This is a genomic window from Chitinophaga pollutisoli (genome assembly GCF_038396755.1).
In the GTDB taxonomy this organism is placed as follows: domain Bacteria; phylum Bacteroidota; class Bacteroidia; order Chitinophagales; family Chitinophagaceae; genus Chitinophaga; species Chitinophaga pollutisoli.
Genome location: NZ_CP149822.1, coordinates 3,176,659 through 3,197,644, shown reverse-complemented (window position 1 = coordinate 3,197,644; position 20,986 = coordinate 3,176,659). Strand labels below are relative to the sequence as shown.

Sequence of the window (20,986 nt, the reverse complement as noted above, 5' to 3'; positions counted from 1 at the left end):
ATTCGGGATATAACATGAAATTCAGAAATTTTAAACTGGTAGGATACGTGATTTTCGGACGGGGTGCGTTTAACCAGCTCGACGAGATCATTGCGCCGCGCCGCAAGGGCGATGCGCCGATGATATTTTTTGTGGACCATTTCTTTGAAGGCAACCAGCCGTTCCTTTCCCGCATCCCCCTGCGCGGCAAGGACAAGATCGTTTTCATCGATGTGACCCATGAGCCCAAAACCACTTACGTAGACCGCCTGCGCGACGAGCTGAAGGCTGAGTTCGGCGAAGTGAGCGGGATCATCGGCATCGGCGGCGGGTCCACCATGGACATGGCCAAAGCCGTAGCGCTGATGATGACCAACCCCGGCTCTTCCGCGGATTACCAGGGCTGGGATCTCGTGAAACTGCCGGCCGTATATAAAGCAGGCATCCCCACCCTTTCCGGCACCGGCGCCGAAGTGAGCCGTACTACCGTGCTCACAGGCCCTACCCGAAAGCTGGGCATGAACTCCGACTACACTCCCTTCGACCAGATCGTCCTGGATCCGGAACTGATTTCCAATGCGCCGGTGAACCAGCGGTTTTATACCGCGATGGACTGCTACATCCATTGCATCGAATCCCTGGAAGGTACGTTCCTCAACGCTTTCAGCCGTTCTTACGGCGAAAAGGCGTTGGAGCTCTGCCAGGAAATCTACCTGAAGAAAGACCGCTGGGACGACGACGCCGATGAAAAGCTCATGATGGCTTCCTATGCGGGCGGCATGAGCATCGCGTACTCGCAGGTGGGCGTAGCCCATGCGGTGAGCTACGGGCTGAGCTATCTTTTGGGTACCAAACACGGCGTGGGCAACTGCATCGTGTTCGACAAGCTGGAGGAATTTTACCCTGCCGGTGTGAAGGAATTCAAGCAGATGGTGGACAAACACCAGGTGGAGATTCCGCAGCACATCACCAAAGGCCTGAGCGACGCGGACTTTGAAACAATGATCGACGTATCGATGGGCCTGGCGCCGCTGTGGGAAAACGCCCTCGGTAAAGACTGGCAAACGCTCATGACCCGCGACCGTCTGCGTAAGCTGTACGAAAAACTGTAAAGTCAACGTCAATATAATTATTTCCAAAGAGGCTGTAGGACGCTCCGGCGATGCAGCCTCTTTTGTCTAAACCCATACCAGAACCATGGAACAACTTGGGAAACTCACGGAACACTACACCACCGTACTGCAAAAGGTAAAGGCCCGTCGGGCCGCCTGGCAGCAAACGGCCAAGCCTTTCCTGGTGAAATATCTCGGGGAAGTGACGGCCCGTTTTCCCCTGAACTGGAAAGCCGGCGCCAACGAGATGATGCAGGGGCTGGAAGCCGTTTATCTCCTTTTTGACCATGAGCCCAGCGGCATCGTGGAGCAATCGCCGTTCAGCGTGGTACAGAAGATGAAAATCGGTGGCTTTTTGTCGTTTTCCCAAACCCGCAACGGGCAGATCGTGGTGTGGATCAGCTTCCCGTTTATCGACGGGATGACGGAAGAGAAGCCCAAGAACGAAACCCTCGAAACGGTGGAGCCGGAAGAGCTGGACGGGCCTGCCGTAGACCGGTTTATCGGGAAGTTCCTGGAGGAAATGATCCAGTGGGAAGAGGATTCACGGGGCGAAATAGGGTTTATCCGCCACAGGGATTGACCTTTGTCATCGTTTAATTCAGCCGGTTAACCGAACTTTGTGTTATGAACGACATCAGAGATATTGAGGATATTAAGCTGCTGGTGAACACTTTTTACGATAAAATCCGGCAAGACGAAATGCTGGGGCCGATCTTTAATGAACGCATCGCCCCGGACGCATGGCCCGCACACCTGGAAACGATGTATAAATTCTGGGGTACACAGCTGTTGGGCGAGAAGGATTATTTCGGTGCGCCGTACGTCAAGCACCGGACGTTGCCGGTAGACCAGGTTCATTTCGATCGTTGGGTGCAGTTGTGGCATGCCACGGCTGATACGCTGTTCCAGGGGCCTCGCGTGGCTACGGCGAAAGTGAAAGGCGCTTCCATCGCGCAGATTTTCCTGGGAAAAATCCGCTTCGAACGCGGTCAGTTTCAATAAATTTTTGCATTTTCTCGATGGGAGGATGACAAGGTTGTTTCCCCATTGTTGGTATCAGCGAACACATTCTTATTGCGCATCTTGTGAAGAAACCGTGCTTGCCGTCCGGTTTTAGCGGTTGCGGTAGTGGGATTTGATGGATTTGCGCGCGTAGCGGACGTATTTGTTGCGATACACGAACAGCAGGTAGATGGTTGCCAGAATGGTGACGCCTGCCATAATGAAGAATACTTTGGCGAAATGAGCGGGGTTGTTGCCGTACCATTCTGCGGAGAAGAATGCCCCCAGCCCGATGCCCGCTTCCAGGGCGATGTACATACTGCCCAGCGCACGCCCCCGGTGCTCGGGTAACCCCAGGTCGATGGTCCACGCCGTTACGGCCGGGGAATTCAAACCCAGCGAAACGCCGTACAACAAAGCACCCGCCAGCAATACCGCGGGTGTATGCGCCAGCCCGATCACCACCATGGAAATGGCCATCAGCGTGGCCGCGATCTTCAAAATGGGCACACGGCCGTAGCGGTCGGAGGTTTTGCCGGCCAGCAACCGGATCCCGATGGAGCTGGCGGTGAAGAAAGTAAAAAATAACCCTTTATTCTGCAAACCCAGGTGGGCGCTGAAATCCGGGATGATAGTAAGCAGCGCGCCGTAACTGAAGTAAGTGAGGAACGTAATCACAACGGGCGCCATCACGGCAGGCTCGAATATCTCGTGACGGGAGATTTTCAACAACGCCGGCCGGAACTTCTCCCGGTTGTGCAACGTTTCCTTCATGCCGATGAGAATCACGACAGATAACAAGGCGAATATCGCTGAGATCTGGAACATGGTCACGATGCCCCAGGCATTGGCGATGGAACCGCCGATGGAGGGGCCCAGCGACAGCCCGATCGTACTGGCCAGTCCTACCATCCCCATCGCTTCGCCGCGGCGGTTGAAGGGGACCATATCCGCCACGTAGGCCGAGGTGCCGGTGGGCTTGAAGCCGGTGGAAAACCCATGAAAAAACCGCAGCAGGAGAAACGCGCCAACGCTGCTGACCATAGGGTACAGGAGGCTGCAGATGACGCAGATCACGGAACCGAATACCATCACAGGAATGCGGCCGATGGTGTCTGTCAGTTTTCCGGAAAAAGGCCGGCTCAGGCCGGCCATCAGGGTGAAAAGACCGATGATGTATCCCTTATAGTCGGCGCCGCCCAGGCTGGTGAGGTAAGCAGGCAGCTCGGGGATCATCATGTTAAAACTAGCGGAGAAAAGCAGGTTGCTCAGGCAAAGCAACCCGAACTGAAGCGTATAAATCTTCCCACTCGACTGGTCCATGCTGCAAAGTTAGCCTCCGGAAGTCAATTCCCGCCGATTGTTATAGAAATTTGTCCGCCTGTCCCTTCCTTCCCCGGTTCCTGTACCTGTGTTGTCTTAAAATGTATGCGAACAACCATAATTCTTCCGTTTATGAAACGACATTCCTGCCTCTTTGGGGCCCTTATCTGCATCCTGGCGACATGGCCCCGGTTTGCGGAAGCCGCCCATCCTCCCCTTACCATCCTCCGTGGCGCCATGGAAACTTCCGGCGATAAAATGGAGCGGATGTTCCTGTACGACGCTTCCGAAGTCCAGCATATGGAAATGGCGTTTTTTTACTATCCGAAATCGTCCCAGTCCTTCCATACCGGGCTATAGCCGTGCGCTCTGATCATATCGGCCACTGCAGCGGGGCTCCGTTCATCTGATATCTCGAATTGCTCCAGCGACGTTGGTTCCACGGCATAGCCGCCGGGATTGGTGCGGCTGCCGGCGCTCATGGTGGTAACACCAAGGGGAACGAGGTGGTTGCGGAAACGGGGGCTTTCGCGGGTGGAAAGGCTCAGTTCCACATCGGGGAAGCAGAGGCGGTAAGCGCAAATGAGTTGCAGGAGTTCGCGGTCGTTCATGATGGACTTGGGCGGTAGCCCGCCGGAAAATGGTCGGAGCCGCGGAAAGGAAATACTGTAGCGGGTTTGCCAGTACGTGCGCTGCAGGTAATCGAGGTGCAGGGCGGTGAAGAAGCTGTCGGTCCGCCAGTCTTCCAGTCCTATCAGCACACCCAGCCCGATTTTATGCACGCCCGCGCGCCCAAGCCTGTCGGGCGTTTCGAGGCGCCAGGCGAAGTTGGATTTTCTTCCTTTCGGGTGATGTTTTTTATAATCTTCTTCGTGATAAGTTTCCTGGTACACGAGCACGGAATGGAGGCCCAGGGGTTGCAGTGCACGGTACTCGTCTTCCTCCATCGGCTGCACTTCGATGGAAATTTGCGGAAAATGTTTTTTAAAGATCGGCAGCGCGCGGTTGAAGTAATCCATCCCTACCGTTTGCCAGGCTTCGCCGGTGACGAGCAGCACATGACCGAAGCCCATGGCTTTCACGGCATCGATTTCGCGGAGCATTTCCGCGCCGGTGAGGGTTTTGCGGCGGAGGGGGTTGTTGAGGCTGAAGCCGCAGTACGTGCAAATGTTCTGGCATTCGTTGGACAGGTAAACCGGGGCGTACAGCTGGATGGTTTTGCCGAACCGTTGCTGCGTGAGCTGCCTGCTGAGCGCCGCCATCCTTTCCAGGTAGGGTGCGGCGGCGGGAGAAATGAGGGCCATGAAATCATCCATATTGCGGCGCGGCTTGCGGAGTGCGGCTTCTACATTGGCGGAAGTTTTGGCGTAAATATTTGCTTTCACTTCTTCCCACGCGTGCTTCCGGAAGATATTTTCAAAAGACGGCGTTTTCATGACACATCTGTTTCTGCTTCGTCGAGAAATGCCAGCACCGGGCTGCTGGCGTGAGCCTGGCTGGCGGCGGCGGGGAGCCCGGCGACGTAGGCTTTACGTCCTGCTTCCACGGCGGCGGCGAATGCTTCTGCCATGGCCACGGGATCACCGGCTACGGCGATGGCGGTATTGACCAGCACCGCGTCCGCTCCCAATTCCATCGCCGCGGCGGCGTGGCTGGGCGCACCGATGCCCGCGTCTACCACAACCGGCACGTTGCTTTGTTCAATAATAATTTCCAGGAAATCTTTCGTCCGCAAACCCTTGTTAGACCCGATGGGAGCGCCGAGCGGCATAACGGCCGCGGCGCCTGCGGCTTCCAGTCGTTTGCAAAGCACGGGATCTGCGTGGATGTAGGGCAGTACGATGAAACCCTTTGCAGTCAGGGCTTCCGTGGCAGCGAGGGTTTCCACGGGGTCGGGCAGCAGGTAGCGGGGATCCGGGTGGATTTCGAGTTTCAGCCAGTTGGTTTCCAGTGCTTCGCGGGCGAGTTCTGCTGCATAAACGGCTTCCCGCGCATTCCGTACGCCGGAAGTGTTGGGCAGTAACCGGAATTGCGGGTGGCGGAGATGCGCGAGCAGGTTGTCGGGTTGATGGCCGGCGTCTACACGCTTGAGGGCTACGGTCACCAGCTGCGAACCGGAGGCTATGAGTGCTTTTTCCATGCAGGCGAGGTCGCCGAATTTGCCGGTGCCGGTGAAGAGGCGGCTGGAAAAGGAATGGCCGGCGATTATGAGTTCGTCCATATACTGTCGAGTATTTGTTGCACGATGGATTTTTTGTCCGGTGCATGGGTGATTAATCCGGAAACGGCGATGCCGTACACGCCGGTGTCGAGGATGGCGGGAATATCGTTGAGCAGGATGCCGCCGATGGCGATCACGGGGATGCCGGGTTGCGCGGCCATCAGCCGGTTGTAGCCGGGGATGCCGAGGATGGGACTGAGTTTTTCTTTCGTGGAAGTGAATCGGAAGGGCCCGTAGCCGATGTAATCTGCGCCGGCGGCGGCATGTGCGAGGGCGTCTTCAGGTGTATTGGCGGTTCCGCCGATGAGGGCGCCAGGCCCTGCGATGGCGCGGGCTTCGGCTACGGGCATGTCTTGCAGCCCAACGTGAACGCCTTGCGCGCCAACGGTTTTGGCGATCTCCGGATGGTCGTTGATGGAAAGTGCGGCGCCAAAGGATCGGCAGATGTCCATGGCTTCAAAAGCGGCTGCGGTCGCGTCGCCTTGTTTCACCCGGAGCTGGATCCAGCGGCAGCCGGCTTCGCAGGCGGCGAGGATATTATCGGCATGCGATGCGGTGGGAGTTTGCTGCGAGATGTACAACAGTTTTTGCGGTAATATCATTTTTACGGAGAATTTCTCGGTTTTTGATACCGGCGGAAAAGCGCATTGCTTTTACTGCCGGGGATTGCGTCAATTTTTCGCGATCTCCGGAATTCGGAGATAGCTTCCCGGTTGATTTTTCAATCCGGATTATGGCTATTATGCACAACTTCTTTTTCATGCCAGCCGACCAGCGCGGGGCTGCTCATGAGGTAGCGGTAGGTGTAATCTTTGCCTGCACGGCAGGCGTCTTCCAATTGTAGCCCACTGGCCAGGGCTGCGGTGATGGAAGCGGATAGTACGCAACCTGAGCCGTGTTTGGGGAAAGCCTGGTTCCCAATCGGCGGGAAGTCTGTTTCGGTATGTTGTTGAAACAAGGTGTCGAGGCCCGGGCGGTTGGGCCTGTGCCCGCCTTTGAGTAATACGGCGCAATGTGCTGCCATGCTGCGGGCTCCGGCTTCACCATCCGGCAACCCACTCATGGCGACGGCTTCGTCGTAATTGGGGGTGAGGAGTTTAATGGAAGGGAGGATAGATGCCCACTTCGCATGAATGGCGTTATGGAAGGCGTACCCTGCCGATGCGCGGAGCACTGGGTCGAGCACGAACGTGATGCCGGGGCGGGCGGCCCGGAGGGCGGCGATCACTTCTGCGATGGTTTCCGGGTGGGAAACGATCCCGATTTTACAGAAATCGACCGGGTATTGCTGTACCAATGGCAATGCCTGCGCGATGATGTTATCGGCGCTGATCCATTCGACGCCGAGGAACGCCGTATCTGTCTGGACGGTGAGCGCGGTACAGACGCCGAGCCCGCGGATGTGCCAGGCTTCGAAGGTTTTGATATCTGCCAGGAGGCCAGCCCCTCCTGAGGGGTCGAGGCCTGCGAGGCTCATGGCGTATCGCATGGTGTGATCAATGTGAGGTTAAAGAATGACGTCATCATGTTGTTTGATTCCATCTGTTGATCAATTGCGTAATGGTGCTATTGGCGTTCTCCGGCTGCTGCCAGACCGCGCCGAGCACGGCGGCCCCGCAATACCCCAGTTCCCTCGCCTGCAGGACATTTCCTTCGTGCACGCCTCCCAGGGCAATGGCGTTGGAAGGGATGTGGTGGAATGGCCGGGCGAGGTGGCGGGTTTTGGAAAGGCTGTCGAATACAGGTCCCTGCAATACGAAATCAAATGCGGTGGTATCTGTGGCATCGTCGTGCATGGATGCGCTGACCCATTTACCCGTTTCGCGGAGTTTGCGGATTTCGTAAGGCGCGATTTGCGCGCGGGCCGCTTCGCTGAGGTGAAGGCCTTTCAGCCCGAAGGATTCTACCAGCGCGGGATAGGTGGCAACCATCACGTGTTGGCGGTAGCATTCCGGCAGGAAGCTGAGCCACCGGGCGTAGGCATGTTCGGACCAGCCGGGTTTCCGGAGCAGGAGGGTTTGCAATCCAGCTTCGAATGCGGATAGGATGATGTGGAGTTCCCTTTGCAGAGAGGCGTCGTTTGTTATTCCGGACCGTGTATCGTTCATCGCCGCAACAGCACACTCCTGCTGCCTTTGGCTGCCGGTTACAGTTGTAAAACGTACCTCCTTCGAAGGATCCGGACTGCATTCCAGCTGCCTTTGTCTGCCGGATATCGTGTGCACAAGGCCATGAATAATCAGCTTTCCATCACGCTGCGGACTTTCGGGTGCGTATGTGTGTTTCCCGCTCGCCTTGCAATGGGAAGTCGTGTGCGTGGGGACCACTGCTTTGTTGGATAGCGGCCCTCTGGGAACCGGGTTGTCCCCGGCAACCTGTGCATTGATAAGCGAAGCCCTGCGGTGTGTGGTACGAGGTTCTTTGGGCCTGTATTGCGCTGTGTAATTGGGAATAGGAATGACCTTCGGAGCAGCATGGGAGTGGCAGCACGGTGCCGTTTCCGGTGTAGGGAACGGCTCCGGCAAAGGGAACTCCGGGGCGGTGATCAGCCAGATCATGCGTAAATCTCCCCTCCGCTGGCGGTGAAATCCCTGGCTTTTTCCGCCATGGCGGCTTCCCGGTCAGCCTGGTCCCGTACTTCCTGCGAGATCTTCATGGAGCAGAACTGCGGGCCGCACATGGAACAGAAGTGCGCGATCTTGGCGCCGTCCGCCGGTAGCGTGGCGTCGTGATAACTGCGTGCAGTGTCCGGGTCGAGGGAAAGATTGAACTGGTCTTCCCAGCGAAATTCGAAGCGCGCCTGGCTGAGGGCGTTATCACGATGTTGTGCGCCGGGGTGCCCCTTCGCCAGGTCCGCCGCGTGCGCCGCCAGTTTGTAAGTGATCACGCCCTGCTTCACGTCTTCGCGGTCGGGCAGTCCCAGGTGTTCCTTGGGCGTTACGTAACAAAGCATGGCGGTGCCGAACCATCCGATCATGGCGGCGCCGATGGCGGAGGTGATGTGATCGTAGCCAGGGGCGATGTCGGTAGTGAGGGGACCGAGGGTATAGAACGGCGCTTCGTGGCAATGTTCCAGCTGCTTGTCCATGTTCTCTTTGATGAGGTGCATGGGCACGTGCCCGGGGCCTTCGATCATTACCTGGACGTCCTGCTGCCAGGCGCGTTTAGTGAGTTCGCCAAGAGTTTCCAGCTCACCGAACTGCGCGGCGTCATTGGCATCGGCGATGGAGCCGGGGCGGAGGCCGTCGCCGAGGGAGAAGGCAACGTCATAAGCTTTCATGATCTCGCAGATCTCGTCGAAGTGCGTATAAAGGAAGTTCTCTTTATGATGGGCGAGGCACCATTTGGCCATGATGCTGCCCCCGCGGGAAACGATGCCTGTCATTCTTTTGGCGGTAAGCGGTACATACCGGAGCAGAACGCCGGCGTGGATGGTGAAATAGTCCACGCCCTGTTCGGCCTGTTCGATGAGGGTGTCGCGGAAGATCTCCCAGGTAAGGGCTTCGGCTTTGCCGTTCACTTTCTCGAGCGCCTGGTAGATGGGTACGGTGCCCAGGGGGACGGGACAGTTCCGGATGATCCATTCCCGGGTTTCGTGGATGTTTTTGCCGGTGCTGAGATCCATGATCGTGTCTGCTCCCCAGCGGCAGGCCCACACTGCTTTTTCCACTTCTTCTTCGATGGAAGAGGTAACGGCGGAGTTGCCGATGTTGGCGTTGATCTTCACGAGGAAGTTGCGCCCTATGATCATGGGCTCGCTTTCGGGGTGGTTGATGTTGGCGGGGATGATGGCTCTGCCGGCCGCCACTTCGCTGCGGACGAATTCCGGCGTTATAAGGCGGGGCGCACTGCCGGTGCCGCGATGTTGCTGCCAGAGCGGGTCTCCTTCACGGAAAGCGGCATCGGCACGCTGGTTCTCGCGGATGGCGATATATTCCATCTCAGGCGTGATGATGCCTTTGCGGGCGTAATGCAGTTGTGTAACGTTGGCGCCCTGGCGGGCTTTACGGGGCAGGGGCGGCTGCCCCGTCCGCAAATGGGCAAGCGCTGGATCGGATAACCGGGCGCGGCCATAATCGCTGGTGAGCGCGGGCAAGAGCTGCACGTCTCCCCGTTCATCGATCCAGGACTCCCGCAAGCGCGGCAGGCCTATAGCGGGATCGATGGCGATGGCCGGATCGGTGTACGGACCGCTGGTGTCGTAGACGGTCACGGGGGCGTTGGCGCGAAGCTCGCCGAGGCGGTTATGTACCCGTGTATCTGTCAGGGAAATCTCGCGCATGGCGACCTGGATATCCGGCCGGGACCCCGGGACATAGATCTTCTGCGAAGCAGGAAAAGGAGTGCGTGTGATACGGTTTTGCATATTAAATCGTTAAAAGGTTTACGTATGGGCATGACAGAGCCTGTACGCTGTATAGGCGTAAACAGCCCGTCCGGCGGCAAACATATGAAGGCATGCTAGCCGGGAATCAGTATGTAATTGGCGGCAAGGACATTGGGTAAGATCGGAAAGCGCGGCAAACCATGCCGGGACAGACGGATCCGCGATGACGGGGTGACGAATTCAGGTTTGCAGTTCGTGTTGATAAAGCGTTCAGAACACAAGCGTTAAACGGTTCTTCACCGGCGTTTCGCGCGGGTAGATAACAATTTGCACGTGTTGATCTGAAAGCAACATGCGTTTCAGTTTTAGCGGTTCATTGCTCTGCCCAAACGCCTTCGTCACATTGACGGTGTAGGAACCTCCATCCCCGGAATCCAGGTTGCCAGCAAGTTTCAGCATGCGCCAGGATGGTTCCGAAACTCCTTCATCCATCATGAAAGAGCGGAGACCTCCATCCCCGGAATCCAGGTTGCCAGCAAGTTTCAGCATGCGCCAGGATGGTTCCGAAACTCCTTCATCCATCATGAAAGAGCGGAGACCTCCATCCCCGGAATCCAGGTTGCCAGCAAGTTTCAGCATGCGCCAGGATGGTTCCGAAACTCCTTCATCCATCATGAAAGAGCGGAGACCTCCATCCCCGGAATCCAGGTTGCCAGCAAGATTCCGTCAGCGCTTGAAATCCTCGCCTGGAATGAAATGCGACTACCCGTAAATTGCAATTTGCATGCGTAAACTGCATCGCAAAATAACTTCGGGTTTCGGCGTTTCTTATCCGGTTAGGATACTGCGTGAATACCTGGTGATAATCAGCATCACCATCTCCCGCGAACCCGCTGCATTGCCGCAGCGTCCGCCGTTAGCCGCCTTGCGTGGCCTGGATAATGGTGACCTGATCTTCGGGCATTAAGAGGGTACTGGGCCAGTCGGGCCTGGGTATAACCCTGCGGTTTACCGCAACGGCGATGCCTTTGCCGGAAGAAAGCTGAATAAACTGTAAGAGCGCAGTCACGGAGGTTTCCGGCTGCACCGCATAAAGTTTATTGTTTACATGCACTTCCATGATTACAAGGAATTAAAAGTGAACAATAAACTTTAAGGATGTGATGAGAAGGAGTTCAGTATTACTTTTCCCTACGGCAGTCTGAACTGCATCAGGTACTGAGGGTATCATCTCAGCTTTCCCGTTTCCGGGAAAACACCCCTAAAGTGAAAGCACAAATCTAAGCGTTAGGTTTACAATTTCCAAATAGCGCGGCGGAGCCCATCCCGCACGGATTATTCTCCCGATCGAAGCTGAACCGCATGTTTAGCATTATCTTTGATACAATCCTTTAAACAGCCATGCGTATGACCCGCACCCTCCTGCCAGCGATCCTCCTCCTCGCAGTTGCCTGCAACAACAGTAGCGGCGATGCGCATAAAGACAGTGTAGCCGTCACCGAAGAAGATACCGTTTTCATCGAACGCCCTGTAGAACCGGTAGCCATATTGGATTCTGTGCATATCGACTCCTCCCTGCTCCCCGGCCGCTGGCTCCAGCCCGTCGAAGGCGTCGACACGCTCATGATCGGGTTTCAGATACGGAAAGACGGCAAAGCATCTTCCATCCATCTCGAATCCCTCAAATACCAAAGCTGGCGCCTCCTGCAAGATACCCTCCTGCTCCATGGCCTCGCAGGCTACTCACGCGCAGATACCGTTTTCCTGCAAACCGATACCCTGCTGATTCGCGAACTTTCCGATACCGCCCTGCGCGTTCACCCCGTCAACGCAGCCGAAGGCCATATCGAAACGTTCAAAAGGCAAACCACCTCCGCCAAAAAGAGAAAATAGATCCCCCGCCCGGCGGTCACCCCCGGAAGCCCTCGCGTTGCTCCGTATGTAAAAGAAAATCATCCGCTACTCCCTCAAGGAAGCAGTTTCACGTCAGTGTGTTTCATGGATATCGGGAAATCAGGACAGGTTTTTCCGGGTTACGCACAATTCAGGGAGTTAACAGGATAGCAACGCAAGTTCCCCGATTCAGGATTCGGGAGGTTTATTCATGAGGCGGGTACGGCTATACACCGGCCCCTAAAGAGAGGAACTTGCGATAAGCATCATTGCCTACAGGTTATACATCTGCCAAACGCCGATCCCCGTTGCTACGATGCTCAGGAAAAGTCCGGCTATGGCCATCTGTAACTCATCAATGTTCTTACGGGCAATCACGGAAGATACCAGGCAAAGGATAACGCCCGCGGCTCCCATATATACGGCCGGTTCGGGCGATTTGCTGATAAAGGCAAAAGCGGCGGTAACTACGCCGAAGAAAATGGATGCAAAACCTGCAATCTTGGGCAGACTTGTTGGGTGGTGCATTGTGTACGGATTATAAGTGATCAAAAAAATTGGCTATTGTGATAATCCCCTCTGTTGATGCGGCTGGTCCGGAACCGGCACATCCTCCCACGGTGTCTTCAGCAAAGGCCCGATCTGCTGATATCGTTCATCCAGGTATTCATCCAGCCCGTAACGAAGGCTGGTCGTATCTTTCACGGTCACAAAGGTGCCGAACAGGCGGTCCCAGATAGAAAATATATTGGCATAATTAGAATCCGTCTCCGGTTGATAACGGCTGTGATGCACCTTGTGCATGTCCGGCGAAACGATGATCCAGCTCAATCCCTTGTCCAGCCATCCCGGTAAATGGATATTGGCATGATTGAACTGGCTCATGAAGGCCGATAGCGACTGGTAAAACATCACCATCCAGATGGGAACCCCCATCGCCACAATCGCCAGGAACAAAGCCACCACCCTGAACATGCTTTCCACCGGATGGTGCCGCAACGCCGTAGTCGCATCCACCGCCGTATCTGTATGGTGGATCTTGTGGAAATGCCACATCCAGGCGATCTTATGCTGGATCACATGCACCAGGTACGCGCCGATGAAGTCCATCATGAGGATCGCCAGCAGGCAATGCAGCCAAACCGGCAACTGCGCGAGGTACAACAGCCCGAAACGCTCGGTGCTCGTCCAGTCCGAAGCCTTTACGATCAGGAAAGCGAAACCCAGGTTTACCGCCGCCGTCGTCAAGGTAAAGAACAGGTTCGTTCCGGCATGCCGGAATCGGTTGTTCCTGAACCGGATGCGCGGAATCACCCCTTCAATCAGCCACAAAATCACCAAGCCTCCTACCAGCAATGCGGTACGGTAATGTGAAGGTATATGTTCGAAAAACTCCATCATTTGTATCGGGGTTTTGGGTCGTATACGCGGATCAGTTATGAAAAACCAGGCTCGTTAACACTTAGAAATTACGACATTTTGCCCATTAGTGGCGGGTTTCAGCCCAAATATTTCTTCGACGGGAAGGAAGGTTTTCATTCATAGAATTATTTATATAACAAGAAAAATGAAAGCGTGAGGAGATTGAGGGGTTTTGGGGAAGAATGCGGGAATTGTTTAATATATAGTGATTTTCCATGCGAAATAAAAAAGCCGCCTGTTGAAGGCGGCTTTTTTTATGGAAATTCTTTCGTTGATTAGTTGTTCATCAGCAACGGCATCACCAGCATCAGCAGATCCTCTTCTTCGGCTTTTTCCACCGGACGGAGAATTCCCGCCTTGGTAGGCGCACTCAGGTCGATCGTGATCTCATCCCCTTCCGCCGCGTGCAGCATCTCAATGAGAAACTTGGCGTTGAAGGCGATCTGCATATCCTCGCCGCTGTACTGGCAGCTCATCCGCTCGTTACCCTCGAAGGAGAAATCCACGTCCTGGGCCGACAGCTGCAGCTCGGCGCCGCTGATGCTCAGCGCCACCTGGTTGGTGCTCTTGTTGGCGAAAACGCTTACACGCTTCAGGGCGTTCTGAAAATCGCTCTTCACCAGGGTGAGGCGGTAAGGATTGTCTTTCGGAATCACCACCTTGTAATCCGGGAAACGCGCGTCGATCAGGCGGCAGATCATCTGCGCATTCTGGTGCGACACGAAGAAGTGGTTATTGCTGTAAGCGATGCGAATCTCGCTGTCGTTGTCGGGAATAGCGGATTTCAGCAGGTTGAGGGGCTTCTTCGGAACGATGAAGCTATCGGTCTGCGGGCATTTCACATCGGTACGGATGTATTTCACCAGGCGGTGCGCATCCGTGGCCACGAAAGTGATACTGTCGGGGTGCAGTTCGAAGAACACACCGGTCATCTGCGGACGGAGATCGTCGTTGCTAACCGCAAACAGCGTTTTGTTGATGGCGGTGAGCAGCGCGGAAGAGATCATGGTGAAATTAGTGGCATCTTCCGCGGCGGGTTCTTTCGGGAAGTTCTCCGGATTTTCGCCCATCACCTTGTATTTACCGTTGTCGGAAGTGATTTCAACAGCGAAGGAATTGAGATCGATGTTGAAAGTCAGCGGCTGATCGGGCAGATTCTTCAGCGAATCCATGAGGATCTTCGCCGGAATACAAATGCGGCCGGTTTCTTTGGCCTCTACCTCCAGTTTTACCTTCATGACGGTTTCCAGGTCGGTCGCCACAACGGTCAGCTCATTCTTGTCGATCTGGAAAAGGAAATCTTCCAGGATAGGCAGCACAGTGTTGGAGTTAATCACGCCGCTGATCTGTTGCAATTGTTTCAGTAAAGTGGAGGAAGAAACGATAAACTTCATAAGGTTACTTAATAATTGTTGCAAATGTAAGGCAAACAAAGATAGAAAGTTTCGCCAATGATCAACCCTCACCTTTTCCACATCATCTTATCAACCAACAAATTTGAGAAAGACGAACGCCGGTTGTCAAAAATGCAGTTTGGTCATCATTTATTGAATAATATCGACAAAATCCTTCGTAATATTGAAAATATTGAAAACAATCCGCGGGTTCTTTTAAATTATTGTCAAATCGGTTAGTTTTGCGGGCGCAAAAAACCATCATTTCATAAAAAATAAAAAACAAGGGATATGAAACTGTCTCATTTAGCCGAAACGCTGATAGGTTCCGAAATTATCAAATTAGCAGGAGAGATCAAGGAAAAGCAGGCTAAGGGTGAAAAGATCTACAATTTCACCATTGGCGATTTCGATCCCAAGGTTTTCCCCATCCCCCTGGAGTTTGAAAACGAAATCATTCAGGCTTACCGGGATAAATACACCAACTATCCCCCGGCCGACGGTATCCTGGAGCTGCGTAAAGCGGTAGGCCAGTTTATCAGCGAGCGGGAAGGACTGGATTACGATCCCATGAGCGAGATCGTGATTTCCTGCGGCGGCCGCCCGATCATCTACGCAACTTACCGCACCATCGTTGACCGCGGCGAGAAAGTGATCTACGCTACCCCGTCCTGGAACAACAACCACTACACCCACTTCCTGGAAGGCGAGCACGTAGTACTCGAAACCAAAGTGGAAAACGACTTCATGCCCACGGCGGCCGAGCTGAAGCCCCTCCTCAAAGGCGCTACCCTCCTCGCCCTCTGCTCTCCCCAGAACCCGACCGGCACCACCTTCGCCAAAAAGCAACTGGAAGAGATCTGCGACATGGTCCTCGAAGAAAACGCCAGCCGCGCCGCCGGCGAAAAACCCCTGTACGTACTGTTCGACCAGATGTACTGGGTGCTCACCTTCGGCGATACGCAACACTATAACCCGGTTTCCCTCCGTCCGGCCATGAAAGACTATACCGTATTCATCGACGGTATGTCCAAGGCTTTCGCGGGTACCGGTGTGCGCGTGGGTTGGGCCCTCGGTCCCAAACACGTGATGAGCAAAATGAAATCCATCCTCTCCCACGTAGGCGCCTGGAGCCCTATGGCAGAACAAAAAGCCGCGGCCAAATACCTCGTGCAGAAAGAGAACGTGGATAAATACCTCGCTCATTTCAAAGGAGAAGTGGAAGAACGCCTCGTAAAAATCTATGAAGGCTTCGACGCGCTGAAGAAAGCAGGCCACGCCGTGGACGCCATCGCTCCCCAGGCCGCCATCTACCTGACCATCAAGCTCGACCTGAAAGGCAAGAAAACCGCCGACGGTAAAGTGCTGGAAGACCAGGGCGCCGTTACCACCTACATCCTCGATGAGGCTAAACTGGCGGTGGTGCCGTTCTATGCTTTCGGTTCCGACAGAACTTCTCCCTGGTACCGCCTGAGCGTTGGTACCTGCGTGAAAGAAGAAATCCCCGCGATGCTGAGCGCATTGAAAGCGGCGCTGGAAAAACTGCAATAAGGCATACATTATATATATGACCTCCCCGGCCCCGGTGCGAAAGCGCCGGGGCCGGTTCTTTTTGGGACGATAGGATTCCCTGGCCACAGGGTTCCGGCAAAGCATGCACCAGGATAACCATCACATGAACCTGGAATTAGCTATGTATGAGCTACCTCTTTATGAGGGTGGCTCATATATGGCTTAATGGTAGCGCATAGGTAGCTTACAGGTGGCTCAGTTGACAATAAAATGACGATTACACGGCTGTTGGGGTTGGGTTTGCAACAGGCTGTGGCCGGGGGCGGCGGATTGCACCTATTGTGTGGTCCTCGCGGGAACGGGTCGATATCGGAAGCGGGAATATAGGGACTGATGATGCAACCAGGTTTTGTATGGATGGTAAGCTATAAGCTGGCCGGAAGAATTGTGTAGCCCTTTGAGCGGTCACTTCTAGTTGATAATCAATGTTATACTATAAAACCCAATTGGCAAACCGCATTCGTGTTGCTGGCGGTTAAGCCCTCTATACACGGTGCTAAAGCACTATTATTGATGTTTTTACACAAATAATTTCAATACGTAAATCGACAATTTCCGGCAACGGTAATCCAGGCTTTCTCCGGTGTTGGTTGACCCATGAAGAAAAAGTTGCAGGTGATTACGGCAAATTTCAACTATGCTTCTGTGAAACGCGTCTGAAAATCAGCCGGTTTCAGCCGTTGGAATTTTCTAACGGATACACAGCCCCGAATCGTTATGCAGCCCTTAGAATCGTCTAAAAGGCTATTAATTACGTTTTTACACAAAAGATTTTAATACGTAATTTAAAATGCGCCTTTTGTGTAAAGACCATAATAAATAATCAATGTATTGATAATCAATCCGTATTGATTTTTACCTTCCTTTCCGTACCATTCAATTTCAATCGCTTACGCAACCGATTACCCCGGAAACTCCCTAAACCCTTTTGTGTCATCCAATCGTTAAAAATGCGTTAAATGGTCAACCCTGCTTACTAAATTCAAAAATCCTTTCTAATTTTGACCAAGAAACTAAAAAAGTCAGAAAGTTAATTATGACAGAAAACAGGGATGAAATGAGGGAACGCATCATCGATGCGGCACTGAAACGATTCACGTACTACGGCTCGTCCAAAACGACCATGAACGAAATCGCCGACGACCTCCATTGCTCCAAAGCCTCCCTGTATTATTACTTCCCCGATAAACAGTCGCTGCATGTCGCCGCACTGGAAAAAGCCGGGGAAACCTATTTCCAGGATCTCGAAGAAAAAGCCGAACAGGCCGAAACCGCCCGCCAGGCTTTCATGGAACTCATCGCCACCCGCCATGCGTTCGCCAAAAGATTCTGCCGGCTCGAACTGTTCAAAGTGCTGAAAGACAAACAACTGATGCGCTTCGCCCACGAAGCCTTCCAAAAAGCACGCGAACGCGAGATCCGGATCATCACGAACATCATCGAAAAAGGCGCCGCCCGTGGAGAATTGATTACAGCAGACCCGGAAAAGGTGGCGGCTTTGTATATGCATGCTATGATCGGCTTGCGCCTGTCACTGGTGAGCAAAGACCTAAGTGAAGAGATCAGTGACGAGGAGTTTGAAAGAGTGAGAGAGTGGCAGGTGCAACTGGCCGACATTTTCATCAATTCATTAAAAAAGTAAGATGCGAGACAGGATTTTGGAAACAGCGCTGCGCTTATGCAAAACTTTCGGGGTGAAAAGCATTACCATGCAAGACATCGCCAGGGAGTGCGGCATCTCCAAGAAAACCGTGTATGAACACTTCGCCGACAAAAACGACCTGATCGATGAAGTGACCGCCTATATGACCGGCACCTACGTGGACCGCCTCTCCGAATGCCACGCAGCCGGAAGGGACGCGATCGAAGAACTTGTCATGTCCCTCGGCCACACCGAGCTCATGGCCCGCAGCACCAATCCCGTGCTCCTGTTCGAGCTCGAAAAGTACCACCCCTCCTCCTGGAGAAAGGTGCAGGACTTCAAACAAGAAAAAGTAGCCGGCGCCATCCGCGCCAACCTGGAAAGGGGCATCGAAGAAGGGCTGTACCGCCCCCGCCTCCGGACCGACATCATGGTCCACCTCCGGATGCTGCAAATGGACTCGCTCTTCAACCCGCTCCATTTCCCGGCGGCTACCTTCGAGCTGCACGACGTGATGCATGAGCTGACCATACATTATATAAACGGTATCGCCACGTCGGAAGGGCAGGCGCTATTGGAACAATATCTTCCTTCCGCCATTTCCGCATAACACTATCGCACAATACTCAGCATGAAAAAATGGATCATACCGTTCCTGTTCCTGTCCTCTGCCTGGACCACGAACGTTTACGCACAAACGAAACAGCTGTCGCTGCAGGATGCCCTCCGTTTTGCGCTGGATCATAACCAGCAGCTGGCAGTCAGCCGACTGGAAGAACAGATCGGCAAGCAGAAAACTTCCGAGATCCGCGCCCAGGCGCTTCCGCAGCTCAATGCCACCGGAACCCTCACCGATAACATCAAGAAACAGGTGATGGTGCTCCCCGGCGCCATGAACTCCGCCGAGCCCGGCAAGCCCATGGCCCTCGAAGTAGGTACCACCTGGAACGCCAGCGCCTCCGGCACCGTTACCCAGCAACTCTTCAACCAGAGCGTATTCACCGGCCTCCAGGCCGCCCGCTCCGGGGAAGAATACTACGCCCTGCAAACGCAGCAAACCAAAGAAGACGTGATCTACAACGTGTCCGCCCTCTATTACGGCCTGCTCGTCCGCAAGGAAAAACTCAGCCTCATCCAGAGCAATATCGATAAAATGACCCGGCTCGTGGAAACGACCCAAAGCCAGCTCGACAACGGCCTGGCCAAGCGTATCGACCTCGACCGCATCAAAGTGAACCTCGTGAACTACCAGACGCAGAAAACGCAACTGGAGAACATGCTGAAGATCGATCAGAACACCTTGAAAACACTCATGGGCATGCCTTCTTCCGAAGCCATCGAACTGCCCTCCCTCGCCCTCAGCGAAATCGAACAGAAGGCGGCGGTAACGCAGGACTTCGGAACCTTCGACCTGGAGAACCGCACGGAATATAAAGTGATCAAGAAAACCGAAGAGCTTCAGCAGTTCCAGAAGAAAGCGTATGTGTCCGAATATTTCCCGCAGCTGTCGTTCACCGGCCAGTATTCTTATAACGGCCTCAGCGACAAGTTCGACCTCTTTAAAGGCGGCAACACCACCGCACAGTGGTTCGGCATGGCTAATATCGGCCTCACCCTGAAGATCCCCATCTTCGACGGCTTCGCCCGCCGCAGCCGCGTGAACCAGGCCAACCTGACGCTGCAACAGATCTCCAAACAACTGGAGCTCAACAAACTGAACCTGACCACCTCCTTCGAGAACGCCCGGCTCAGTATCCTCAACAGCCTCAGCACCATCAAAACACAAAAGGAAAACGTAGCCCTCGCCGACGAGGTATACGCCTCCACCCAGAACAACTACAACCTGGGCCTCGCCAACCTGACGGACCTCCTCAACGCGGAGACCTCCCTCACCGAAGCCCAGAACACCTATAACGAAGCACTGCTGCAATACAAAATAGCAGAGCTCGACCTCATCAAATCACACGGAAACCTGCCCTCACTCTTAAACTAATGCAAGCCATGAAGAAAGTTTTAATCTACGGCACTTTAACAATAGCAGCCCTAGCGGCAATCGTCTGGAAACTGAACGCCAACAAAGCCGCCAACGTCGCCAAGACGGAATTCGTGAAACAAAGCAATACCGGCGACATCCCCGTGGTTATCGAAAAGGCCGCCCGCGTGGACTTCGACCAACAATTCGCCGCCAACGGCAACTTCATGCCTTACAAAGAACTCACCTATCTCTCCGAAATCTCCGGCCGCATCAACCAGCTGCTGGTAGACGAAGGGAGCTTCGTAAAGGCAGGGCAAATGCTCGTGCGCATCGATGATGAGATCGTTGGTACCGACCTGGCTTCCGCAAAAGCGAACCTTCAGCAATTGAAAGTAGATAAGGAAAGATATGAATCAGCCTTCAAAACCGGCGGAGTTACCCAGAAGCAAATGGACGACGCCCGCCTGCAATACGACCTGGCCGTTTCCAAATACGAAGCCGCCAGCCGTAAGGTGAACGACACTTACGTAAAAGCCCCCATCTCCGGGTTCATCAACGCCAAATACGTGGAAAAAGGCACCTACCTCTCCCCCGGCACCAAGATGTTCGACATCGTAGACGTGAGCCGCCTCAAACTGCGCGTGACCGTTCCGGAAATGCAGGTGATCAACCTGAAACTGGGCGACAAAGTGAACGTGACCACCAATGTATTCCCTGAAGTGCAATACATCGGCAAAATCACCTTCATCGCCGCGAAAGGCGACCAGACGCTCAGCTACCCCGTAGAAATGGAAGTGACCAACATCACCGGCAAGCAACTGAAAGCAGGCATGTACGGTACCGCCAATTTCGAAATGCCGAAACAGGACCCCACCATGCTCATCTCCCGCAACGCTTTCGTGGGCGGTGTGAACAGCAACCAGATTTATGTGATGGAAGGCAATGTGGCCAAACTGCGTAAAGTAACCGCCGGCCGCATCTTCGGCGATAAAGTCGAAATCCGTGAAGGCCTGCAGGAAGGCGAAACCGTGATCATAAGCGGCCAGATCAACCTGACCGACGGCGCCAAAGTAGCCGCGCAGGCACAATAAGACGATTTGCTTGACTTAACAAACCGAAGA

General features: G+C 54.3%; 23 protein-coding genes and 1 riboswitch. Of the genes, 11 read left to right on the top strand and 12 right to left on the bottom strand.

Annotated features, from left to right (window positions below; all coding sequences use genetic code 11):
• The first annotated feature begins 14 nt into the window (after nt 1-14).
• The 3 genes from WJU16_RS13270 (at nt 15) to WJU16_RS13260 (ending at nt 2,096) form a co-directional block, all read left to right on the top strand.
• On the top strand, nt 15-1,091 hold the full coding sequence (locus tag WJU16_RS13270) for an iron-containing alcohol dehydrogenase family protein (protein ID WP_341833982.1): 1,077 nt from the start codon (nt 15-17) through the stop codon (nt 1,089-1,091).
• Nucleotides 1,092-1,176: 85 nt separating this feature from the next.
• Complete coding sequence (locus tag WJU16_RS13265; RefSeq protein WP_341833981.1) at nt 1,177-1,674, top strand: hypothetical protein; 498 nt, start codon at nt 1,177-1,179, stop codon at nt 1,672-1,674.
• Nucleotides 1,675-1,718: 44 nt separating this feature from the next.
• Nucleotides 1,719-2,096 (top strand): group III truncated hemoglobin, encoded by a 378-nt coding sequence (locus tag WJU16_RS13260; protein WP_341833980.1) that lies wholly within the window; start codon nt 1,719-1,721, stop codon nt 2,094-2,096.
• A gap of 111 nt (nt 2,097-2,207) precedes the next feature.
• Here the strand turns inward: WJU16_RS13260 and WJU16_RS13255 are convergent, their stop codons facing one another.
• On the bottom strand, nt 2,208-3,419 hold the full coding sequence (locus tag WJU16_RS13255) for an MFS transporter (RefSeq protein ID WP_341833979.1): 1,212 nt from the start codon (nt 3,417-3,419) through the stop codon (nt 2,208-2,210).
• Between the two features lie 132 nt (nt 3,420-3,551).
• On the opposite strand from WJU16_RS13255, the gene WJU16_RS13250 reads away from it, so the two are divergent.
• Nucleotides 3,552-3,779 carry a hypothetical protein gene (locus tag WJU16_RS13250; RefSeq protein WP_341833978.1) on the top strand — a complete coding sequence of 76 codons (228 nt, stop codon included), beginning with the start codon at nt 3,552-3,554 and terminating at the stop codon, nt 3,777-3,779.
• Here WJU16_RS13250 and thiH read toward each other — a convergent pair.
• From thiH to WJU16_RS13225, 5 genes are all read right to left on the bottom strand, one after another.
• On the bottom strand, nt 3,740-4,855 hold the full coding sequence (thiH, locus tag WJU16_RS13245) for a 2-iminoacetate synthase ThiH (protein WP_341833977.1): 1,116 nt from the start codon (nt 4,853-4,855) through the stop codon (nt 3,740-3,742). The genes WJU16_RS13250 and thiH overlap by 40 nt on opposite strands.
• Entirely contained in the window at nt 4,852-5,640 is a 789-nt protein-coding gene (locus WJU16_RS13240) for a thiazole synthase (protein ID WP_341833976.1), read from the bottom strand. The genes thiH and WJU16_RS13240 overlap by 4 nt, the downstream gene beginning before the upstream one ends.
• Nucleotides 5,625-6,242, bottom strand: a complete 618-nt coding sequence (gene thiE / locus WJU16_RS13235; protein ID WP_341833975.1) for a thiamine phosphate synthase — start codon at nt 6,240-6,242, stop codon at nt 5,625-5,627. Before thiE ends, WJU16_RS13240 begins: the two co-directional genes overlap by 16 nt.
• A gap of 119 nt (nt 6,243-6,361) precedes the next feature.
• Nucleotides 6,362-7,129: a hydroxymethylpyrimidine/phosphomethylpyrimidine kinase gene (locus tag WJU16_RS13230; protein WP_341833974.1), complete on the bottom strand. Its 768-nt coding sequence runs from the start codon at nt 7,127-7,129 to the stop codon at nt 6,362-6,364.
• 34 nt (nt 7,130-7,163) lie between these two features.
• Nucleotides 7,164-7,865 carry a thiamine phosphate synthase gene (locus WJU16_RS13225; RefSeq protein ID WP_341833973.1) on the bottom strand — a complete coding sequence of 234 codons (702 nt, stop codon included), beginning with the start codon at nt 7,863-7,865 and terminating at the stop codon, nt 7,164-7,166.
• Nucleotides 7,866-8,097: 232 nt separating this feature from the next.
• Between WJU16_RS13225 and WJU16_RS13220 the strand changes: the two genes are divergently transcribed.
• Entirely contained in the window at nt 8,098-8,226 is a 129-nt protein-coding gene (locus WJU16_RS13220) for a hypothetical protein (RefSeq protein WP_341833972.1), read from the top strand.
• Here WJU16_RS13220 and thiC read toward each other — a convergent pair.
• The 3 genes from thiC to thiS form a co-directional block, all read right to left on the bottom strand.
• Nucleotides 8,195-10,006 carry a phosphomethylpyrimidine synthase ThiC gene (gene thiC / locus WJU16_RS13215; RefSeq protein WP_341833971.1) on the bottom strand — a complete coding sequence of 604 codons (1,812 nt, stop codon included), beginning with the start codon at nt 10,004-10,006 and terminating at the stop codon, nt 8,195-8,197. The two genes, WJU16_RS13220 and thiC, sit on opposite strands and share 32 nt — an antisense overlap.
• 231 nt (nt 10,007-10,237) lie before the next feature.
• Nucleotides 10,238-10,606 (bottom strand): hypothetical protein, encoded by a 369-nt coding sequence (locus tag WJU16_RS13210; RefSeq protein WP_341833970.1) that lies wholly within the window; start codon nt 10,604-10,606, stop codon nt 10,238-10,240.
• A gap of 277 nt (nt 10,607-10,883) precedes the next feature.
• A complete protein-coding gene (gene thiS / locus WJU16_RS13205; protein WP_341833969.1) occupies nt 10,884-11,087 on the bottom strand; it encodes a sulfur carrier protein ThiS in 204 nt (67 codons plus the stop codon).
• Between the two features lie 51 nt (nt 11,088-11,138).
• A riboswitch (TPP riboswitch) is annotated at nt 11,139-11,240 on the bottom strand.
• A gap of 134 nt (nt 11,241-11,374) precedes the next feature.
• Between thiS and WJU16_RS13200 the strand changes: the two genes are divergently transcribed.
• Nucleotides 11,375-11,860, top strand: coding sequence for a lipocalin family protein (locus tag WJU16_RS13200; RefSeq protein ID WP_341833968.1), 486 nt, complete (start codon nt 11,375-11,377; stop codon nt 11,858-11,860).
• 273 nt (nt 11,861-12,133) lie between these two features.
• Here the strand turns inward: WJU16_RS13200 and WJU16_RS13195 are convergent, their stop codons facing one another.
• The 3 genes from WJU16_RS13195 to dnaN form a co-directional block, all read right to left on the bottom strand.
• Nucleotides 12,134-12,388: a hypothetical protein gene (locus tag WJU16_RS13195; RefSeq protein ID WP_341833967.1), complete on the bottom strand. Its 255-nt coding sequence runs from the start codon at nt 12,386-12,388 to the stop codon at nt 12,134-12,136.
• A gap of 33 nt (nt 12,389-12,421) precedes the next feature.
• Nucleotides 12,422-13,261, bottom strand: coding sequence for a sterol desaturase family protein (locus tag WJU16_RS13190; protein WP_341833966.1), 840 nt, complete (start codon nt 13,259-13,261; stop codon nt 12,422-12,424).
• A gap of 296 nt (nt 13,262-13,557) precedes the next feature.
• Entirely contained in the window at nt 13,558-14,676 is a 1,119-nt protein-coding gene (gene dnaN / locus WJU16_RS13185; protein ID WP_341833965.1) for a DNA polymerase III subunit beta, read from the bottom strand.
• 291 nt (nt 14,677-14,967) lie between these two features.
• Between dnaN and WJU16_RS13180 the strand changes: the two genes are divergently transcribed.
• The 5 genes from WJU16_RS13180 to WJU16_RS13160 all read left to right on the top strand — a co-directional run bounded on the left by WJU16_RS13180 (nt 14,968) and on the right by WJU16_RS13160 (nt 20,956).
• Complete coding sequence (locus tag WJU16_RS13180) at nt 14,968-16,227, top strand: aminotransferase class I/II-fold pyridoxal phosphate-dependent enzyme (RefSeq protein ID WP_341833964.1); 1,260 nt, start codon at nt 14,968-14,970, stop codon at nt 16,225-16,227.
• Between the two features lie 1,078 nt (nt 16,228-17,305).
• On the top strand, nt 17,306-17,890 hold the full coding sequence (locus WJU16_RS13175; protein ID WP_341833963.1) for a TetR/AcrR family transcriptional regulator: 585 nt from the start codon (nt 17,306-17,308) through the stop codon (nt 17,888-17,890).
• A 1-nt stretch (nt 17,891) separates the two neighbouring features.
• The gene (locus WJU16_RS13170) at nt 17,892-18,500 is read left to right on the top strand and encodes a TetR/AcrR family transcriptional regulator (RefSeq protein ID WP_341833962.1); all 609 of its coding nucleotides are present in this window, start codon (nt 17,892-17,894) and stop codon (nt 18,498-18,500) included.
• 21 nt (nt 18,501-18,521) lie between these two features.
• Nucleotides 18,522-19,883: a TolC family protein gene (locus tag WJU16_RS13165; protein ID WP_341833961.1), complete on the top strand. Its 1,362-nt coding sequence runs from the start codon at nt 18,522-18,524 to the stop codon at nt 19,881-19,883.
• A gap of 8 nt (nt 19,884-19,891) precedes the next feature.
• Nucleotides 19,892-20,956 (top strand): efflux RND transporter periplasmic adaptor subunit, encoded by a 1,065-nt coding sequence (locus WJU16_RS13160; protein ID WP_341833960.1) that lies wholly within the window; start codon nt 19,892-19,894, stop codon nt 20,954-20,956.
• The last annotated feature ends 30 nt before the right edge of the window (nt 20,957-20,986 follow it).

Excerpts from the sequence above, each read along its gene's own strand:
- WJU16_RS13265 (WP_341833981.1), top strand. The coding sequence starts at position 1,177 with ATGGAACAACTTGGGAAACTCACGGAACACTACACCACCGTACTGCAA.
- WJU16_RS13175 (WP_341833963.1), top strand. The coding sequence starts at position 17,306 with ATGAGGGAACGCATCATCGATGCGGCACTGAAACGATTCACGTACTAC.
- WJU16_RS13180 (WP_341833964.1), top strand. The coding sequence starts at position 14,968 with ATGAAACTGTCTCATTTAGCCGAAACGCTGATAGGTTCCGAAATTATC.
- thiC (WP_341833971.1), bottom strand. The coding sequence starts at position 10,006 with ATGCAAAACCGTATCACACGCACTCCTTTTCCTGCTTCGCAGAAGATC.
- thiH (WP_341833977.1), bottom strand. The coding sequence starts at position 4,855 with ATGAAAACGCCGTCTTTTGAAAATATCTTCCGGAAGCACGCGTGGGAA.
- dnaN (WP_341833965.1), bottom strand. The coding sequence starts at position 14,676 with ATGAAGTTTATCGTTTCTTCCTCCACTTTACTGAAACAATTGCAACAG.
- WJU16_RS13200 (WP_341833968.1), top strand. The coding sequence starts at position 11,375 with ATGACCCGCACCCTCCTGCCAGCGATCCTCCTCCTCGCAGTTGCCTGC.
- WJU16_RS13230 (WP_341833974.1), bottom strand. The coding sequence starts at position 7,129 with ATGCGATACGCCATGAGCCTCGCAGGCCTCGACCCCTCAGGAGGGGCT.
- WJU16_RS13170 (WP_341833962.1), top strand. The coding sequence starts at position 17,892 with ATGCGAGACAGGATTTTGGAAACAGCGCTGCGCTTATGCAAAACTTTC.
- thiS (WP_341833969.1), bottom strand. The coding sequence starts at position 11,087 with ATGGAAGTGCATGTAAACAATAAACTTTATGCGGTGCAGCCGGAAACC.
- thiE (WP_341833975.1), bottom strand. The coding sequence starts at position 6,242 with ATGATATTACCGCAAAAACTGTTGTACATCTCGCAGCAAACTCCCACC.
- WJU16_RS13195 (WP_341833967.1), bottom strand. The coding sequence starts at position 12,388 with ATGCACCACCCAACAAGTCTGCCCAAGATTGCAGGTTTTGCATCCATT.
- WJU16_RS13165 (WP_341833961.1), top strand. The coding sequence starts at position 18,522 with ATGAAAAAATGGATCATACCGTTCCTGTTCCTGTCCTCTGCCTGGACC.
- WJU16_RS13210 (WP_341833970.1), bottom strand. The coding sequence starts at position 10,606 with ATGCTGAAACTTGCTGGCAACCTGGATTCCGGGGATGGAGGTCTCCGC.
- WJU16_RS13260 (WP_341833980.1), top strand. The coding sequence starts at position 1,719 with ATGAACGACATCAGAGATATTGAGGATATTAAGCTGCTGGTGAACACT.
- WJU16_RS13270 (WP_341833982.1), top strand. The coding sequence starts at position 15 with ATGAAATTCAGAAATTTTAAACTGGTAGGATACGTGATTTTCGGACGG.
- WJU16_RS13240 (WP_341833976.1), bottom strand. The coding sequence starts at position 5,640 with ATGGACGAACTCATAATCGCCGGCCATTCCTTTTCCAGCCGCCTCTTC.
- WJU16_RS13190 (WP_341833966.1), bottom strand. The coding sequence starts at position 13,261 with ATGATGGAGTTTTTCGAACATATACCTTCACATTACCGTACCGCATTG.
- WJU16_RS13255 (WP_341833979.1), bottom strand. The coding sequence starts at position 3,419 with ATGGACCAGTCGAGTGGGAAGATTTATACGCTTCAGTTCGGGTTGCTT.
- WJU16_RS13250 (WP_341833978.1), top strand. The coding sequence starts at position 3,552 with ATGAAACGACATTCCTGCCTCTTTGGGGCCCTTATCTGCATCCTGGCG.
- WJU16_RS13220 (WP_341833972.1), top strand. The coding sequence starts at position 8,098 with ATGACCTTCGGAGCAGCATGGGAGTGGCAGCACGGTGCCGTTTCCGGT.
- WJU16_RS13160 (WP_341833960.1), top strand. The coding sequence starts at position 19,892 with ATGAAGAAAGTTTTAATCTACGGCACTTTAACAATAGCAGCCCTAGCG.